The organism is Streptomyces sp. NPDC002092 (genome assembly GCF_053593775.1).
Genome location: NZ_JBSFDG010000015.1, coordinates 176,478 through 193,071, shown reverse-complemented (window position 1 = coordinate 193,071; position 16,594 = coordinate 176,478). Strand labels below are relative to the sequence as shown.

The following is a 16,594-nucleotide window of genomic DNA, read 5'->3' as shown; positions in this document are numbered from 1 at the left end:
GATGACGACATTCGCCAGCGGTACCGACACTCTCACGCGCGACGCCCTGACGGTCCTGCAGCCGGGCTTCACCGGTACCACCGCCCCCGACTGGCTGCTGCGCCGCCTGGGCGAAGGCCTCGCCTCGGTCGGCCTCTTCGGCCGCAACATCGCCTCGCCCGAACAACTCGCGGCCCTCACCGCCCAGTTGCGCGCCGAACGTGACGACGTCCTCGTCGCCATCGACGAGGAGGGCGGCGACGTCACCCGCCTGGAGGTCCGCACCGGTTCCTCCTTCCCCGGCAACAACGCGCTGGGCGCGGTCGACGACGTCGAGCTGACCCGGGACGTGGCCGCAGAACTCGGCCGCCGCCTCGCCGCCTGCGGGGTCAACCTCAACTGGGCCCCGTCGGCCGACGTGAACTCCAACCCGTCCAACCCCGTGATCGGCGTCCGCTCCTTCGGCGCCGACACCGACCTGGTCGCCCGGCACACCGCCGCCTATGTCACCGGCCTGCAGTCCGCCGGAGTCGCCGCCTGCACCAAGCACTTCCCGGGCCACGGCGACACGGCCGTCGACTCCCACCATGCGCTCCCGCGCATCGACGTGGACACATCGGTGCTCCATTCCCGCGAACTGTCCCCGTTCCGCGCGGCGATCGAGGCCGGCACCCGCGCGGTGATGAGCGCGCACATCCTGATCCCCGCCCTGGACCCGGACCGGCCGGCGACCCTCTCCCCGCGCGCGCTCACGGAGTTGCTGCGCGGCGAACTCGGCTACGACGGCCTCATCGTCACCGACGGCATGGAGATGCAGGCCATCGCCGGTACGTACGGCATCGAGCGCGGCAGCGTCCTCGCCGTGGCCGCCGGCGCCGACGCGATCTGCGTGGGCGGCGGCCTCGCCGACGACGAGACGGTACGGCGCCTGCGCGACGCCCTCGTCTCCGCGGTCCGTGCCGGTGAACTCCCCGAGGAACGCCTGGCGGACGCGGCGGAACGGGTCCGTGCACTGGCCCGCTGGACCGCCGCCGCGGCCGCAGCGGACACGGAACGCACCCCCGACGCCGAGGTGGGCCTCCGCGCGGCCCGCCGCGCCCTGAGGACGACCGCGGCGGGGCCCTTCACCCCGCTCACCGAACCGCCCTACGTCGCCGCCCTCACCCCCGTCGCCAACTTCGCGGTCGGCGACGAGACCCCCTGGGGCGTCGCGGCGGAACTCTTCCGCCTCCTCCCCGGCACGGAGACGGGCAGCTTCGCCGGCGAGGACGCGGGCGGCACCGCCCTGGCCGCGGCGGGCCCCCGCCGCATCGTGGCCGTCGTCCGCGACGAACACCGCCACCCCTGGATGGCATCCGCCCTCGACACCCTGCTGTCGGCCCGCCCAGACACCATCGTGGTGGAGATGGGCCTCCCCCAGGCCACCCCCCGAGGCGCCCTCCACATCGCCACTCACGGCGCGGCACGAGTGTGCGGTCGGGCGGCGGCGGAGGTCATCGCGGGGGTGTAGTGACTACGGCGCAACAGGCGCCGGTCCCTTGAAAGGGACCGGCGCCTGCGCCATTCCCAGGGGCGCGGGGCTTGGTCGATGTGCGGCTCCGCCGCGTGGGCGCGACCAGCCACAAACGACCCGCACCCCGCAGAAGACCGAACCCGGCAGACGAACTCGCTAAATCCCCTGCCAGTCGGGCTTGTTGACATACGTGTGGCGGAAGTAATCCGCAAACTTGAGCTTGGAAGCCGCCCCCTCATCGACAACAACCGTCGCATGCGGATGCAACTGCAACGCCGAAGCAGGACACACCGCAGCCACCGGCCCCTCCACGGTGGCGGCGACCGCGTCGGCCTTCCCCTCCCCGGTGGCCAGCAGCACCAGATGCCGCGCCTCGAGAATCGTCCCGATTCCCTGAGTGATCACGTGATGCGGCACCTGGCCGATGTCCCCGTCGAAGAACCGCGCATTGTCCACCCGGGTCTGCTCGGTCAGCGTCTTGATCCGGGTCCGTGAGGCCAACGAGGAGCACGGCTCATTGAACCCGATGTGCCCGTCGGTCCCGATCCCGAGCAACTGCAGATCCACCCCGCCGGCCTCCGCCAGGGCCCTGTCGTACGCGGCGCACGCCAACTGCACGTCCTCGGCCGTCCCGTCGGGCCCCATGAACGCGTCCATCCCGATCCCGAGCGGCTCCAGCACCTCACGCGCCAGCACCGAACGGTACGACTCCGGATGCTCGGCCGGCAGCCCCACATACTCGTCGAGCTGCGCGATCCGCGCCCGCGAGGCGTCCACGGCACCGGAGCGCACCTTGGCCGCGAGCGCCTGGTAGATGGGCAGCGGGGTGGAGCCGGTGGCCACGCCGAGCAGTGCCGCGGGCTTGCGCCTCAGGAGCTGCGCCATGGCCTCGGCGATGAGCTCGCCGCCCGACTTGGCGTCCGGAACTATGACAACTTCCACGCTGGCCTGCCGATCTGAAGAAACGGTCCGAAGAGGGGGGGCTCAACCGGCACCCGAAAGGGGCTATGTGGTTTAGACCAATCTAACAGAGCCGCCCCTTGTGGCCCAGGTGGAGTGGGGTCATCGTCTTTCCATACGGAGGACAGGCGCCATTCGCCGCGGGGGAGTGAAATGGGTGCGGCGCCGCCCCGCGCAGCACCTCCCAGCACCCCGCAACCGACCCGCAAGGAGCCCACCATGGCCGCCGCGACACCGGACCCCCGGACCGACGTCCCGGGGCGGATCATGGCCCGTGAGATGGCCGAGCAGCCCGCCGTGCTGCGCCGCCTCCTGGAGGAAGGCGCCCCCGGTATCCGGCAGGTGGCCCGGGACATCGCCGCCCGCACCCCACGCTTCGTCCTGCTGACCGCCCGCGGCACCTCCGACAACGCCGCCCTCTACGCCAAGTACCTCCTGGAGATCCGCCTCGGCCTGCCCTGCGGCCTGACCTCGATGTCCACCACCACCGCATACGGCGCCCGCCCGGACCTCACCGACGTCCTCGTCGTCACCGTCAGCCAGTCCGGCGGCTCCCCGGACCTGGTGGCCTCCACCCGCGCCGCCCGCGAGGCCGGCGCGATCACCCTCGCCGTGACCAACAACCCCGGCTCACCGCTGGCCGGTGTCTCCGAGTACCACGTCGACATCATGGCCGGGCCGGAGAAGGCCCTCCCGGCGACCAAGACCTATACGGCCTCCCTCCTCGCCCTCTACCTCTTCGTGGAAGGCCTGCGCGGCGGCGACGGCGCCCCCGCGAAGGCGCTGCCGGGCCTCGCCGAGCAGTTGCTGGCCCGGCAGGACGAGGTCCGCTCCCTCGCCGCCCGCTACCGCTTCGCCGAACGCATGGTGATCACCTCCCGCGGCTACGGCTACCCCACGGCCAAGGAGGCCGCCCTCAAGCTCATGGAGACCAGCTACATCCCCGCCCTGTCCTACTCCGGCGCCGACCTCCTGCACGGCCCCCTCGCCATGGTCGACAACGTCTCCCCGGTCATCGCGGTCGTCACCGACGGCAAGGGCGGCGAGGCCCTGCAGCCCGTCCTCGACCGGCTGCGCGGCCGCGGTGCCGACCTGTTCGTCGTCGGCCCCAGGGACCAGGTCGAGCAGGCCTCCGCCGGCTTCGTCCTGCCCACCGAGGGCGTGGCCGAGGAGGTCCAGCCGATCCTGGAGATCATCCCGCTCCAGCTGCTGGCCCACGAGATCACCATCGCCCGCGGCCAGGACCCGGACGCACCGCGCGCGCTGGCCAAGGTGACCGAAACTCACTGAGCCTTTCTGCGGGCGGCCACCACGCCCTCGTAGGAACCCCTACGTCAGCGAACCCCCTGTCGCATCCACCCAGCTCCCCGTCACCCACCGGCCGGCGTCCGACACCAGGAACGCCACCACGTCGGCCACATCGGCAGCCTCGCCCACCCGACCCAGTGCGGAGAGTCCCGCCCCCCACTCCCACGCGCCCGGGCTGCCGTGCAGGACCTCGTACGTGTTGTCCGTGTCGATGAGTCCCGGCGCCACCGAGTTCACGGTGATGCCACGGGGGCCCAGCACCTTGGAGAGGTCGCGGGAGAGAACGTCCAGCGCGCCCTTCGTCATCGAGTACGCCATGTTGTCCGGCATCGCGGCGCTCCTGGCCAGCCCCGACGAGATGTTGACGATGCGGCCTCCGTCCCGCAGCCGCGTCGCGCCCTGCTTGACGATGAAGAACGGCGCCTTCACGTTCACCGCGAAGAGCTTGTCGTACTCCTCCTCGGCTATCTCCTCGATCGACCGCGACTTCCCGATCCCGGCGTTGTTCACGAGGATGTCCAGACCGTCCGCATGCCGGTCGAACTCCTCCCACAGGGCGTCCACGGCCCCCGGCCGCCCCAGCTCCACGCCGATCGTGAACGCCGAGCCGCCGGCCTCCTCGATCGCGGCCACCGTCTCCTTCGCCGCCGCCCCGTTCCTCCCGTAGTGGACGGCGACCCGTGCGCCCTCGCGCCCCAGTCGCTCGGCGATCCCGCGCCCGATCCCCCTGCTCGCCCCCGTGACGAGTGCCGTCCTGCCTGCAAGCACGCCCATGCCGGCGCCCCCTTCGCACAATATCTAGTGGTCGCTACAAAAAGACCGTACAGCAGTCCGCCGATATTTCTCTAGCGCCCCCTATACAATTCACTCCATGGTGGGCAGCGAGGACACGAGGACGAACGCGCAGGCCGCACCCAGGCCCCGTGGCCGCCCTCGCTCCTTCGACCGCGAGACCGCGCTGGAGAAGGCGGTCATGGCCTTCTGGGAGCATGGATACGAGGCGACCTCCGTCTCCGATCTGACCCGCGTCATGGGCATCGGCGCGCCGAGCCTGTACGCGGCCTTCGGCGACAAGCGCGCGCTGTTCGACGAGGTCGTGACCGTCTACGGCGCCCGCTACGGCTCCTTCGCCGACCGTGCCCTCGCCGAGGAGCCCACCGCCCGCGCCGCCGTGGAGCGGATGCTGCGGGAGGCCGCCGCCGAGTACACGGCACCCGGCCGACCGCACGGCTGCCTCGTCATCCACGCGGCCACGAACTGCACGAGCCCCGAGGTCGAGGCGTCCCTGCGCGAGCGGCGCAACGCCAACATCGCCGCCTTCGAGAGTCGTATGAAGGCCGGCATCGCCTCGGGGGAGCTGCCGCCCGGCACCGATGCCGCCGCCCTCGCCCGCCACACAGGCGCGATCATCCAGGGCATGTCCCAGCAGGCGCGCGACGGCGCGAGTCGTCAGGAGTTGGAGGCGCTCGCGGAAATTGCCATGTCCATCTGGCCCCGCACATGAACCCACACGGGTTAGGCTGCGTGCTGGATGCCAGGGCGTCCAAGCAGTTGGAGACCGTCCGAGAAATAACAACAACGAACAGGCTCCAACGCATGGACACCGAGAGTGGTCTAGTCCACAATTGAACAAATGAGACTTCCGTCTTCCCCGCACAGGAAGACGGACGGAGGATCCGGAGCTCTCTGCCCTGACTGCCCCGGCTCCTCATCCTTCGGCCATCCGGGACCGCACACCCCGCGGCCGATATTGCTCCGGGCTGCGGTGCCGGGAGGGTTGAGGGTCCCTCCCAGGCGCCGCGGCCCGCGGGTGTTCTCAGGGCCGTTGCGGTCCTCCGGTCGTATTTAGGACCAGCACATACCCCCAGGTACGCTCACACACGTGCCCTCCATGAACGAACTGGTCCGCCAGCACACCGCCCTCGACGACTCCGACCTCGAGTGGCTCCATCTGCTGGTCTCGGAGTGGCAGCTGCTGTCCGACCTCTCCTTCGCCGACCTCGTCCTGTGGGTCCCCACCCGCGACGGCACACGCTATGTCTCCGTCGCCCAGATGCGCCCCAACACCGGCCCCACCTCCTACCAGGACGACATGGTCGGCCACCTCGTCCCGCGCGGCCGCCGCCCCATGCTGGACGCGGCCCTGGACGAGGGCCGGATCGTGCGCGAGGGTGACCCCGAGTGGCGCGAGGAGGTCCCCGTCCGGGTCGAGTCGATCCCCGTACGACGGGACGGGCGGGTCCTCGGCGTCATCGCCCGCAACACCAACCTCCTGACCGTGCGCACCCCGAGCCGCCTCGAGCTGACGTACCTGCAGAGCGCCTCGGACCTGGCGCAGATGATCGCGGCCGGCTCCTTCCCGTTCGCGAACCAGCAGATGGACATGGACGCCGCGCCACGCGTCGGCGACGGCCTCATCCGCCTCGACGCGGACGGCATCGTCCAGTACGCCTCCCCGAACGCCCTGTCCGCGTACCACCGCATGGGCCTCGCCTCCGATCTCGTCGGCCAGCACCTCGGCAGGACCACCGCCGAACTCGCCCCGACCCGCGGCCCGGTGGACGAGGCGCTGTCCAAGGTGGCCAGCGGCTGGGCGCCCCGCGAGTTCGAGATCGAGGCCAGGGACGGGGTCATCCAGTTCCGCGCGATCCCGCTCAAGCCCAAGGGCACCCGCATCGGTTCGCTGGTCCTGCTCCGGGACGTCACCGAACTGCGCCGCCGCGAACGCGAGTTGATCACCAAGGACGCGACCATCCGGGAGATCCACCACCGGGTGAAGAACAACCTCCAGACGGTCGCCGCGCTGCTGCGCCTGCAGGCCCGGCGCATCGAGTCCGACCGCGGCCGGGAGGCCCTCGAAGAGGCCGTCCGCCGCGTCGGATCGATCGCGATCGTGCACGAGACGCTCTCCCAGAACCTGGACGAGCGCGTGGAGTTCGACGAGATCGCCGACCGGGTGCTGGCCATGGTCGCCGAGATCTCCCCGGGCAAGGTCACCGGCCGGCGCAGCGGTCGCTTCGGCATCCTGGACGCCGAGGTGGCCACCCCGCTCTCCATGGTCCTGACGGAGATCCTGCAGAACGCGCTCGAACACGGCTTCCGCGAGGGCGACACCGGCACGGTCGAGGTCTCCGCGGTCCGCGGCGGCACGACAAAGGAGGCCCGCCTCCTGGTCACCGTCCAGGACGACGGCGTCGGTCTGCCCGACGGCTTCGACCCGCACACCGCCGGCAACCTGGGTCTGCAGATCGTACGGACCCTGGTGGAGGGGGAGTTGGGCGGCACGTTCGACATGGTCCCGGCGCCGGAGCGGGGGACCCGGGTGATCCTGGACGTGCCGGTGCGGGCGAACAAGTAGCGCCGGGTGCGAGCAGGACCGTACGACGGACCCGTACGGCGGGACCGTCCACAGCAAGAAGCCCCGGACCGTTCCCAGGTCCGGGGCTGAAATGCTCGTTGCCAGCTTGTGCTGCGCATCGGGGGTACTGCGCGCTGCGGCTCGGGGGCGGGAGATGCGTACTCGCTGTACGCGCCGCCAAGCTCAGGCTGTTGCGGGGCGGGTTGTCAGGCGGAGGCCTGACGGGCCCGGTTGCGGGCGGCACGGCGCTTCATGGCGCGACGCTCGTCCTCGCTGAGACCACCCCAGACGCCGGAGTCCTGGCCGGACTCGAGCGCCCACTGCAGGCACTGCTCCATGACGGGGCAGCGGCGGCAGACGGCCTTGGCTTCCTCGATCTGCAGCAGCGCAGGACCGGTGTTGCCGATGGGGAAGAAGAGCTCGGGGTCTTCCTCGCGGCAAACGGCGTTGTGACGCCAGTCCATGGCTGCTACCTCTCCTTGGTATTACATGCAGGTTGCTTGTGAATGTGAACGCTTTCACGAATCCCTCAACAAGTGAAGGGCCGAGCGCCAGGTTCCCTGGCGAGGTCCTGTGATGTGAAGAGGGGTTCCGGTGATCTGTGGAGGCCGGTGTTGCGGGCCGTCCCGATCGCCACGTAGAGACTCGCAAACCTCAGCGGCGGATACAACCCCTTCCGGAAAGTTTTTTTTGATTCCTCGGTGTCGACTAGGTCACAGCCGTACTTCCATGGGGTGGATCCTGGCCTAAACGTTCGAGTGAAAGGACTTCAGCCCTTTCTGCTCACACAATCACACGCAGTGCACGGCGTACGCCTGTGAACGTCACGCTCGTACGCAGCCCGAGGTGGTCGCCGTCCATCTGGAGGGGCAGGGGCACCTTCGAATGCAAGGTGAACCGGTCCAGGTCGTGCAGGGACAGCACGTGCTTGCCATGAGGGCCGCGCTCGGGGGACGAAGTGAGCAACTGCGTGGCATACCGGGCACCCGCGACCACGGACATACGGCTGGGACTCAGCAGGTCGAGCCCGGTATCGAACGAGGCCTTAGGCGCCGCGTACACCGGACGATTGCCCAGATACGTCCACGGTGACGTATTGCAGATTATCGACATCACCAGCCCGGTCACCGGTTCCTCACCGGGCCGCTCCAGAGTGATCGAGCCGTTCCGCCGGTGGGGTTCCTGCAGGAACTGGCGTGCGACCTGGCGCAGATACAGGGCGTGGGTGGATTTCCGCCCCTGCTCGCGCTGCTGCTCCACCCGCCCGACCACGCCCGCGTCGAAGCCGAGCCCCGCGCAGAAGGTGAACCAGCGGGAGGGCACCGCCTCGTCCTCGGTGCCCGGCGTGCCTTCGGCGAGGCCCATGCCGACCGTACGTTCGCTGCCCTCGCGCAGCGCGTCCAGCAGTGCGCCGGTCGCCTCGACGGCGTCGTTGGGCAGGCCCAGGGCGCGGGCGAAGACATTCGTGGAGCCGCCGGGGACCACGGCGAGACGGGGGAGGCCCTCCGGGGCGGGGCCCGCGTGCAGCAGGCCGTTGACCACCTCGTTGACCGTGCCGTCGCCGCCGAGCGCCACGACCAGGTCGATGTCGTCGCTCTCCGCGGCCTGCCGGCCGAGGTCGCGCGCGTGCCCGCGGTACTCGGTGGTGACCGTCTCGAGCTTCATCTCGCTCGCCAGGGCGTGGATCAGGACATCGCGCGTACGTGCGCTTGTGGTGGTTGCTGCCGGATTGGCCACGAGAAGTGCACGCATGGGTTGCAGCGTACCTACTGGGAAGTACCGGGCACAGTTCGAGGTAGGGATCAGGTAAGAGGCGGGGGCGTGAGGCTCACCACGGGGTTGTGTCTCAACCTCGCCACGACGGTCCGCGTCCCCCGGGCTCGCCCATGGAGGCGCACATCCCCAGGGCTACCCTTCAGGGGTGACCAGTGAGCAGACCCCCGCCACCGAGGAGAACGCCGGCCCCCGCCCGCGCCGCCTGACGTATGCCGCGGGGCTCGCCGCGCTGGAGGGGCTCGCGCTGGCCGTCGGAGGCGTCTGGATGCTCGTGGAGGGCCTCACGGGCGCCCCGGACGACCGCCGGTCCGCCGTCACCGGCGGTATCACTCTGGTCGTCCTCGCCCTGCTGCCGCTGCTGGCCGCGCGCGGGTTGCTCAAGCAGAAGAGCTGGAGCCGGGGCCCGGCGGTGATCACGCAGATCATGGCGCTGCCGGTGGCGTACAACCTGCTCCAGGCCGACAGCGTGGCGATCCCGGCGGGCATCGCGCTCGCCGTCGTGGCCGTCGTCGCGCTGGTGCTGCTGGTCAACCCGGCGACGACCCAGGCCCTCGGGATCAAGGGTCCGGGCCGTGCGCAGGACGGCAAGCAGTAGTCGTACGGCGCCGCGGTCGCCGTGGGGCGACGGGGTCCTACTCCTCCACCAGGAGCTTCTCCCGCAGCTGGGCCAGGGTGCGGGCCAGCAGCCGGGACACATGCATCTGCGAGATGCCGACCTCCTGCGCGATCTGCGACTGGGTCATGTTGCCGAAGAAACGCAGCAGCAGGATCCGCTTCTCCCGGGGCGGGAGGTCCTCCAGGAGCGGCTTGAGCGACTCGCGGTACTCGACGCCCTCCAGGGCCTCGTCCTCGGCACCCAGGGTGTCGGCCACCGCCGGGGACTCGTCGTCCGTGTCGGGCACGTCCAGGGACAGTGTGGAGTACGCGTTGGCGGACTCCAGGCCCTCCAGGACCTCCTCTTCCGAGATCGCCAGCTTCTCGGCGAGCTCATGGACCGTGGGGGAGCGGCCGTGCTGCTGGGAGAGCTCCGCGGTCGCCGTGGTGAGCGCCAGGCGCAGCTCCTGCAGGCGCCGGGGCACGCGAACCGCCCAGCCCTTGTCACGGAAGTGGCGCTTGATCTCGCCGACGACCGTCGGGGTCGCGTAGGTCGAGAACTCGACGCCCCGCTCCGGGTCGAAGCGGTCGACGGACTTGATCAGGCCGATGGTGGCGACCTGAGTGAGGTCGTCCAGCGGCTCGCCGCGGTTGCGGAAGCGGCGCGCGAGATGCTCGACGAGCGGCAGGTGCATACGGACCAGCTTGTTGCGCAGCTCCGCGTACTCCGGGCTGCCGTCCTTCAGGCCGCGCAGCTCGATGAACATCGCACGCGCCCCGCTGCGGTCCTGTGCGTCGTGATGTGTGGCCTGCGGCACGCGCTGCGCGTCCTGCCCCTCGCCCTCGGCGTTTCGCTCGTGCTCGCTCATCGTCCCGCCCGTCGCCCTTCTCCGAGCCCTCGCCTCTGCTCGGACCGGGGTGACCCCGTTCCGTCCGTCCAGAGGCGTGCTCTGCACGGCACCTTCCCGATCCCGCCGCCCATCGTCCGGGAGGCCGGCCGCCGCTGTGCTGTCGGCGTCGTCCTCCGGATGCGGCCGGGCCTGCTCGGGGATGCCGTCGATGCCGTCGGCGCCGCCGACGGAGTCCCCGATGCGCCGGGATCCGTCTGCGCCCTCGGCCGGCAGCTCTCGTGTGCCGCGCTCTTCGTCACGCACCGGCCCGTCCCCTGTCCTCACGCCGGCCCGGGTCCCGCGCCGCGCTGTTTGTAGAGGCTGATCGAAACGGTTTTGTCCTCGTCCACGGCGGAGGAGACCTTGCCCGCGAGTGCGGACAGGACGGTCCAGGCGAAGGTGTCCCGCGAGGGGGCATGGCCGTCCGTGGTCGGGGCCGAGACGGTGACCTCCAGCGAGTCGTCGACGAGCCGGAAGACGCAGCTCAGCACCGAGCCGGGCACGGCCTGCTGGAGCAGGATCGCGCAGGCCTCGTCCACCGCGATGCGAAGGTCCTCGATCTCGTCGAGGGTGAAGTCCAAACGGGCCGCGAGGCCGGCAGTCGCCGTACGCAGCACCGACAGGTAGGCACCCGCAGCCGGCAGCCGGACTTCCACGAAGTCCTGGGTCGCGGGCTCGCCTGCGATCTGGGACACCCTCACCTCCAAGGTGGTACAAGCTATTCGGGGCCGAGGGTCGCCCCCCGGGATAACGCGATGTGTGTTCAGCGGTGACGCTATCGCGCTCTCAAGTTTCCCGTCCCCGGGACCCCAACCCCTTGCCGTCACTCACAGTAAAACTGTGGACACGCTCCGTGTCTAGGGGTCTGCGGCTCCAATTGGGAAGAACGCGCGCCGGGTTGACGTACCCAGACGTCAGACGGTCGAACCGTCCGGATTCCGGGTCGTCCCCCGGCTGTCCAGGGTCACACGAGAACGTGGTCCACGAAGCACCAACGCCAGTTCTCGCCGGGCTCGAATGTGCGCATGATCGGGTGGCCGGAGTCCTTGTGGTGCTCCGTCGCATGCCGGCCGGGCGAGGAGTCGCAGCAGCCGACGTGGCCGCAGGTGAGGCACAGCCGCAGCTGTACCGGGTGCGTGCCCGCTGCCAGACACTCCGGGCATGTCTCGGTCACCGGACCGGGTTCCGGATCCGGCAGCGCGTCGGCGTGCGTGCACTGTTTCATGATTGCCAGATTACGACGGGCGTGCGGATGACCGCGCGGAAAAACGAGGGCGGGCGAGGACGATGGACGTGATGCCACTGCTGTTGCTGGTGGCGGGGAGCGCCGCGATCGCCGCGGCGGCCCGGCGCACCCCCGTGCCGGCCCCGCTGCTGCTCGTCGCGGTGGGGCTCGCCGTCTCGTACGTCCCCGGGGTCCCGGACTACACCCTCGACCCGGACATCGTGCTGCCGCTGGTGCTGCCCCCGCTGCTGCACAAGGAGGCCGTCGAGAGCTCGTACCTCGATCTGCGGGCGACGATGCGGCCGGTGGCGCTGCTGTCGGTCGGCTATGTGTTGTTCGCGACCTTCGTGGTCGGGTGGGTCGCCTATCTCGTCGTGCCCGGACTGCCCCTGCCCGCGGCGCTGGTGCTGGGCGCGGTGGTGGCGCCGACGGACGCGGTCGCCGCGGCGGCGGTCGCCCGCCGGGTGGGGCTGCCCTCCCGGATCACCACGATCCTGCAGGGCGAGTCCCTGCTGAACGACGCGACCGCGATCACCGCGTACCGGGTGGCCGTCGCGGCCGCCGTCGGCGAGGGTGCCTCCTGGATCGGCGGGATCGGCGAGTTCCTGCTGGCGGCGGTCGGCGGCGTGGTGGTCGGGCTGGTGCTGATGCTCCCGATCCACTGGCTGCGCACGCACGTCAAGGAGGCGCTGCTGCAGAACACCATGTCCCTGTTGATCCCGTTCGTCGCCTACGCCGTCGCCGAGCAGGTGCACGCCTCCGGTGTCCTCGCGGTCGTGGTCGTCGCCCTCTACCTCGGACACCGCGCGTGGGAGGTCGACTTCGCCACCCGTCTCCAGGAGGAGGCGGTGTGGAAGGTGGTCGCGTTCGTCCTGGAGTCGGCGGTGTTCGCGCTCATCGGCCTGCAGCTGCCCGTGGTCCTCAAGGGCCTCGGCGAGTACAGGGGCGTGGACGCCGCCTGGTATGCGGTCGCCGTCTTCCTGGTGGTCGTCCTGGCCCGGTTCGTGTGGGTGTATCCGGGGACGTTCGTGCCCCGCATGCTGTCCGCGCGGATCAGGGAACGCGAGGACAACCCCACCTGGAGAGGGCCGATCGTCACCTCCTGGGCCGCGATGCGCGGCGTCGTCTCCCTCGCCATCGCCTTCTCGATCCCGCTCACCGTGCACGGCGGCGGCCCCTTTCCGCAGCGCAACCTCATCCTCTTCCTGACCTTCACGACGGTCATCGGGACCCTGGTGGTGCAGGGACTGACCCTGGCCCCGGTGATCCGCCTGCTGAAGTTCCCTGGCCGGGACGCACAGGCGGAGACCCTCGCCGAGGCCAACGCCCAGGCGCAGGCCTCCCGGGTCGCCGAGCGGCGCCTGGACGAACTGCTCACCGACGAGCGCAACGCGCTGCCGCCACCCCTCGCCGAGCGTCTCCGGCAGGTCCTGGAGCGCCGCCGCAACGCCGTCTGGGAACGCCTCGGGCAGACCAACCCGGTCACCGGTGAATCCGTCGACGACACCTACCGCCGGCTGTCCCGGGAGATGATCGGCGCCGAGCGCGCGATGTTCGTGAGGCTGCGGGACGGCCGCTACATCGACGACGAGATGCTGCGCACGCTGCTGCGCAGGCTGGACCTGGAGGAGGCCGCGGCCTACCGGGAGACGGTGGAGGGCGCCTGAGGAAAGGGCCGCCCGGTGACGACGGCCGCGACGGTCGTCCCGCGCGCGAACGCGCCCTCGGCAGCCAGGGTGACAAGTCCGTACAGCAACTTGGCGACATACAGACGCTCGACCGGCACCCCGTGCCGCTCCTCGAAGTCCTCGGCGAAGGCGTCGAGTTCGCCGGGCACGCGCGCGTAGCCGCCGAAGTGGAAGCGGTCGTCGAGGGCCCATGCGCCGCACCGGCCGCCGAAAGCGCGCTCCTGCAGCGCCTCTATGTCGGCGGGCAGGAAGCCGCCCTTGAGGACGGGTACGCCGAGCGCGCGCTGCCCGGGGGCGAGCCCGGCGGCCAGCCCGGCCAGCGTTCCGCCGGTACCGCAGGCGAGGCCGACGACATCGGCCCGTCCGCGCAGTTCCTCACCCAGGGCCCGGCAGCCGCGCACGGCTTCGGCATTGCTGCCGCCCTCCGGGACGACATACGCCCCCTCCGCGCCGACCGTGCGCAGCACGCGCGCGAGGACGTCCTCTTCGGTCTTGCGGCGATACGTCGACCTGTCGACGAAGTGCAGCCGCATCCCGTCGGCCGCGCACCGGGCCAGGGAGGGGTTGAGGGGCCGGTCGGCCAGCTCCTGACCGCGGACCACCCCGACGGTCGGCAGCCCGAGGAGCCGGCCCGCTGCGGCCGTCGCCCGCAGATGGTTGGAGTACGCGCCGCCGAAGGTGACGACGGTACGGCCGGCCGCGGCGGCGAGACTGGGCGCCAGCTTGCGCCACTTGTTGCCGATGAGCTCCGGGTGGATGAGGTCGTCGCGCTTGAGGAGGAGGCGGAGGCCGCGTTGAGCGAAACGGCCGTCCTCGATCTCCTGCAGGGGTGAGGGCAGCCGGGGGTGCAGTGCTGCGAGGTCGAGGGCGTCGGGGCTGCTCACGGCATCATTGTCACGCCGGTCGGTGATCTCGGCCCAGCGGCCCGCACCACTGCCTGGTGCCGTCACTTCAACCGTTCGTGGATCCGCCCCCTCAGCCAGTCCATCGTGAAACCCCGCGGATCCACCTTCCCCGGCTGCCACTCCAAGTGGCCGATCACCGACCGTTCCGTCCAGCCGTGGTGCCGGCACACCGCCGCGGCGGCCTTCTCGATGGCCTCCAGCTGGGCCTCGGGCCAGGGGTCCTCGCCGTCGCCGAGGTTCTCGCACTCGAAGCCGTAGAAGTGACGGTTGCCGTCGGTGTTCGCCTCGTTGTCCGGCGGGAGCGCCTTCTCGGCGATCACCGCCCGCAGCACGTCGTCGTCACCGAGACCGGCGTGGTTGGCGCGGCCGTAGCCCACCAGGTGGACCGTGCCGTCCTTGGTGATCACGCCGTGACAGAGAGGGCCGGGCAGGCCGGCGTAGCCGTCCCGGCAGATCTCGACGGTGTGTTCGCTGCCGCTGGTGACGGTGTGGTGGATCATCACGCCGTACACCGGACCCCACGGTCCCTTGTGGTTGCGGTTGTGATGTACCCAGTCGCCCACCTCGACGACGGTGAGGCCCTGCGCTCTGAGGCCGTCGAGGAAACTGCCCGCGGACATGGGTGAGGCCATGACCGCCTCCTTCGTACCGTGCCGACGGCCACCCGACGCGACCGCCTGTGAAGGAGCTTGTACCGAAAGTAATGGAGTCGTCACACATCGTGTTCGGGGTGAGGGGGCGGATCCGGCCATTCCGCACGTGCGTGCCGCTGGACAGGATCCCCCTTCGTGCCCAGCTGAGCGGTGATCCATTCCCGCTCTTTCGGGTAATAGCACAGATACGTTCCGTGATGGAAGGCTTGGCCGCGGAGATCGATGCAGCCGCGCACATCGGCGCGGGCTGTTGGAGCGGGAGGGCAATTCTCATATGTCGGTAGGCGAAGAGGTTCGTTCGGAGCAGGGCAAGCCGCAGCAGAGCCTCGGCACTGCCGCCGCGCGGAACCTGGCCACGACGACCAAGTCGGCACCCCAGATGCAGGAGATCAGCTCACGCTGGCTGCTGCGCACGCTTCCATGGGTGAACGTCCAGGGTGGCACCTACCGGGTGAACCGGCGACTGACCTACGCGGTGGGGGACGGCCGCATCACGTTCGTGAAGACCGGCGACCGGGTGGAGGTCATCCCCGCGGAGCTGGGCGAACTTCCCGCACTGCGGTCGTACGAGGACGAGGAGGTGCTCGCGGAGCTCGCCCAGCGCTGCCGGCAGCAGGAGTTCGCGCCCGGCAGCCTGATCGCCTCGTTCGGCAGCCGGACCGACGAGGTGCATCTGCTGGCGCACGGCAGGGTCGAGAAGATCGGCACGGGCCCGTACGGCGACGACGCGGTCCTCGGGGTGCTCGCCGACGGCGCCTACTTCGGCGACGCGGCCCTGCTCGACCCGGACGCCATCTGGGAGTACACGGCCCGCGCGGACACCGCCTGCACGGTGCTGACCCTGACCCGCCAGGACGTCGAACTGGTCGCGGAGCGCAGCGACTCCCTGCGCGACCACCTCCAGCAGCTGCGCTCGATCCCGGAGCAGCGCACCAACAAGTACGGCGAGAAGGCCGTCGATCTCGCCGCCGGCCACAGCGGCGAGCCGGACATCCCGCACACCTTCGTGGACTACGAGGCCAGGCCCCGCGAGTACGAACTGAGCATCGCCCAGACCGTGCTGCGCATCCACTCGCGCGTGGCCGACCTCTACAACCAGCCCATGAACCAGACCGAGCAGCAGCTCAGGCTCACCGTCGAGGCGTTGAAGGAGCGCCAGGAGCACGAGCTGGTCAACAACCGCGAGTTCGGGCTGCTGCACAACTGCGAGTACGACCAGCGGCTCCAGCCGCACGACGGCGTGCCCAGCCCCGACGACCTGGACGAGCTGCTCAGCCGGCGGCGCGGCACCAAGCTGCTGCTCGCCCACCCGCGCGCGATCTCCGCGATCGGCCGCGAGCTCAACAAGCGCGGCCTCGTCCCGGAGACGATCGAGGTGGCCGGCAACCGCATCCCGACCTGGCGCGGTGTGCCGATCTACCCGTGCAACAAGATCCCGGTCTCCGAGGCCCGTACGAGCTCGATCATCGCGATGCGTACCGGCGAGGCCGAGCAGGGCGTCATCGGACTGCAGCAGGCCGGGATCCCGGACGAGATCGAGCCGAGCCTGTCCGTGCGCTTCATGGGCATCAACGAACAGGCGATCATCAAGTACCTGGTGACGGCGTACTACTCGGCCGCGGTCCTGGTGCCGGACGCGCTCGGCGTGCTGGAGAACGTCGAGATCGGCCGGTGGCGGTGACGTTTCTGCACCTGGGAGCCGTGTCCCCGCCCTCCGGGGCGGGTACACCCCGGTCGTACGCGCC

General features: G+C 70.4%; 16 protein-coding genes. 7 read left to right on the top strand and 9 right to left on the bottom strand.

Annotated elements, in window-relative coordinates; all coding sequences use genetic code 11:
• Position 1: 1 nt before the first annotated feature.
• Positions 2-1,489 carry a glycoside hydrolase family 3 protein gene (locus ACWCRD_RS31885; RefSeq protein WP_450969209.1) on the top strand — a complete coding sequence of 496 codons (1,488 nt, stop codon included), beginning with the start codon at positions 2-4 and terminating at the stop codon, positions 1,487-1,489.
• A gap of 159 nt (positions 1,490-1,648) precedes the next feature.
• On the opposite strand, the gene nagB is transcribed toward ACWCRD_RS31885, so the two are convergent.
• A complete protein-coding gene (gene nagB, locus ACWCRD_RS31880) occupies positions 1,649-2,434 on the bottom strand; it encodes a glucosamine-6-phosphate deaminase (protein WP_450969208.1) in 786 nt (261 codons plus the stop codon).
• 237 nt (positions 2,435-2,671) lie between these two features.
• Here nagB and ACWCRD_RS31875 point away from each other — a divergent pair, with 237 nt between their 5' ends.
• Positions 2,672-3,742 (top strand): SIS domain-containing protein, encoded by a 1,071-nt coding sequence (locus ACWCRD_RS31875; RefSeq protein WP_450969207.1) that lies wholly within the window; start codon positions 2,672-2,674, stop codon positions 3,740-3,742.
• A gap of 39 nt (positions 3,743-3,781) precedes the next feature.
• Here ACWCRD_RS31875 and ACWCRD_RS31870 read toward each other — a convergent pair whose 3' ends face one another.
• Positions 3,782-4,534 (bottom strand): SDR family oxidoreductase, encoded by a 753-nt coding sequence (locus tag ACWCRD_RS31870; RefSeq protein WP_450969206.1) that lies wholly within the window; start codon positions 4,532-4,534, stop codon positions 3,782-3,784.
• 97 nt (positions 4,535-4,631) lie between these two features.
• Between ACWCRD_RS31870 and ACWCRD_RS31865 the strand changes: the two genes are divergently transcribed.
• Both ACWCRD_RS31865 and ACWCRD_RS31860 read left to right on the top strand, forming a co-directional pair.
• Positions 4,632-5,264 (top strand): TetR/AcrR family transcriptional regulator, encoded by a 633-nt coding sequence (locus ACWCRD_RS31865; RefSeq protein ID WP_450969205.1) that lies wholly within the window; start codon positions 4,632-4,634, stop codon positions 5,262-5,264.
• A 387-nt stretch (positions 5,265-5,651) separates the two neighbouring features.
• A complete protein-coding gene (locus ACWCRD_RS31860; protein ID WP_450969278.1) occupies positions 5,652-7,118 on the top strand; it encodes a sensor histidine kinase in 1,467 nt (488 codons plus the stop codon).
• 206 nt (positions 7,119-7,324) lie between these two features.
• Here ACWCRD_RS31860 and ACWCRD_RS31855 read toward each other — a convergent pair whose 3' ends face one another.
• Complete coding sequence (locus tag ACWCRD_RS31855) at positions 7,325-7,582, bottom strand: WhiB family transcriptional regulator (RefSeq protein WP_016639615.1); 258 nt, start codon at positions 7,580-7,582, stop codon at positions 7,325-7,327.
• A gap of 319 nt (positions 7,583-7,901) precedes the next feature.
• Positions 7,902-8,870 (bottom strand): diacylglycerol/lipid kinase family protein, encoded by a 969-nt coding sequence (locus ACWCRD_RS31850; RefSeq protein WP_450969204.1) that lies wholly within the window; start codon positions 8,868-8,870, stop codon positions 7,902-7,904.
• A 169-nt stretch (positions 8,871-9,039) separates the two neighbouring features.
• Here ACWCRD_RS31850 and ACWCRD_RS31845 point away from each other — a divergent pair, with 169 nt between their 5' ends.
• Positions 9,040-9,489: a hypothetical protein gene (locus ACWCRD_RS31845; RefSeq protein ID WP_450969203.1), complete on the top strand. Its 450-nt coding sequence runs from the start codon at positions 9,040-9,042 to the stop codon at positions 9,487-9,489.
• Positions 9,490-9,526: 37 nt separating this feature from the next.
• Here the strand turns inward: ACWCRD_RS31845 and ACWCRD_RS31840 are convergent, their stop codons facing one another.
• The 3 genes from ACWCRD_RS31840 to ACWCRD_RS31830 form a co-directional block, all read right to left on the bottom strand.
• Entirely contained in the window at positions 9,527-10,642 is a 1,116-nt protein-coding gene (locus ACWCRD_RS31840) for an RNA polymerase sigma factor SigF (RefSeq protein ID WP_450969202.1), read from the bottom strand.
• A gap of 17 nt (positions 10,643-10,659) precedes the next feature.
• Complete coding sequence (locus tag ACWCRD_RS31835; RefSeq protein ID WP_004925829.1) at positions 10,660-11,073, bottom strand: ATP-binding protein; 414 nt, start codon at positions 11,071-11,073, stop codon at positions 10,660-10,662.
• 269 nt (positions 11,074-11,342) lie between these two features.
• Positions 11,343-11,603: a UBP-type zinc finger domain-containing protein gene (locus ACWCRD_RS31830; RefSeq protein ID WP_344405347.1), complete on the bottom strand. Its 261-nt coding sequence runs from the start codon at positions 11,601-11,603 to the stop codon at positions 11,343-11,345.
• A gap of 62 nt (positions 11,604-11,665) precedes the next feature.
• Here ACWCRD_RS31830 and ACWCRD_RS31825 point away from each other — a divergent pair, with 62 nt between their 5' ends.
• Positions 11,666-13,270 carry a Na+/H+ antiporter gene (locus ACWCRD_RS31825; protein ID WP_450969201.1) on the top strand — a complete coding sequence of 535 codons (1,605 nt, stop codon included), beginning with the start codon at positions 11,666-11,668 and terminating at the stop codon, positions 13,268-13,270.
• On the opposite strand, the gene ACWCRD_RS31820 is transcribed toward ACWCRD_RS31825, so the two are convergent.
• Both ACWCRD_RS31820 and ACWCRD_RS31815 read right to left on the bottom strand, forming a co-directional pair.
• Entirely contained in the window at positions 13,243-14,175 is a 933-nt protein-coding gene (locus ACWCRD_RS31820; protein WP_450969200.1) for a 1-aminocyclopropane-1-carboxylate deaminase/D-cysteine desulfhydrase, read from the bottom strand. The two genes, ACWCRD_RS31825 and ACWCRD_RS31820, sit on opposite strands and share 28 nt — an antisense overlap.
• A 62-nt stretch (positions 14,176-14,237) precedes the next feature.
• Positions 14,238-14,828, bottom strand: a complete 591-nt coding sequence (locus ACWCRD_RS31815) for an N-acetylmuramoyl-L-alanine amidase (RefSeq protein ID WP_450969199.1) — start codon at positions 14,826-14,828, stop codon at positions 14,238-14,240.
• Between the two features lie 295 nt (positions 14,829-15,123).
• On the opposite strand from ACWCRD_RS31815, the gene ACWCRD_RS31810 reads away from it, so the two are divergent.
• A complete protein-coding gene (locus ACWCRD_RS31810) occupies positions 15,124-16,530 on the top strand; it encodes a family 2B encapsulin nanocompartment shell protein (RefSeq protein WP_450969198.1) in 1,407 nt (468 codons plus the stop codon).
• Positions 16,531-16,594: the final 64 nt, after the last annotated feature.

Coding starts and splice junctions, on each gene's coding strand:
- ACWCRD_RS31885 (WP_450969209.1), top strand. CDS start 2: ATGACGACATTCGCCAGCGGTACCGACACTCTCACGCGCGACGCCCTG.
- ACWCRD_RS31875 (WP_450969207.1), top strand. CDS start 2,672: ATGGCCGCCGCGACACCGGACCCCCGGACCGACGTCCCGGGGCGGATC.
- ACWCRD_RS31870 (WP_450969206.1), bottom strand. CDS start 4,534: ATGGGCGTGCTTGCAGGCAGGACGGCACTCGTCACGGGGGCGAGCAGG.
- ACWCRD_RS31865 (WP_450969205.1), top strand. CDS start 4,632: ATGGTGGGCAGCGAGGACACGAGGACGAACGCGCAGGCCGCACCCAGG.
- ACWCRD_RS31860 (WP_450969278.1), top strand. CDS start 5,652: ATGAACGAACTGGTCCGCCAGCACACCGCCCTCGACGACTCCGACCTC.
- ACWCRD_RS31855 (WP_016639615.1), bottom strand. CDS start 7,582: ATGGACTGGCGTCACAACGCCGTTTGCCGCGAGGAAGACCCCGAGCTC.
- ACWCRD_RS31850 (WP_450969204.1), bottom strand. CDS start 8,870: ATGCGTGCACTTCTCGTGGCCAATCCGGCAGCAACCACCACAAGCGCA.
- ACWCRD_RS31830 (WP_344405347.1), bottom strand. CDS start 11,603: ATGAAACAGTGCACGCACGCCGACGCGCTGCCGGATCCGGAACCCGGT.
- ACWCRD_RS31825 (WP_450969201.1), top strand. CDS start 11,666: ATGGACGTGATGCCACTGCTGTTGCTGGTGGCGGGGAGCGCCGCGATC.
- ACWCRD_RS31815 (WP_450969199.1), bottom strand. CDS start 14,828: ATGGCCTCACCCATGTCCGCGGGCAGTTTCCTCGACGGCCTCAGAGCG.
- ACWCRD_RS31810 (WP_450969198.1), top strand. CDS start 15,124: ATGTCGGTAGGCGAAGAGGTTCGTTCGGAGCAGGGCAAGCCGCAGCAG.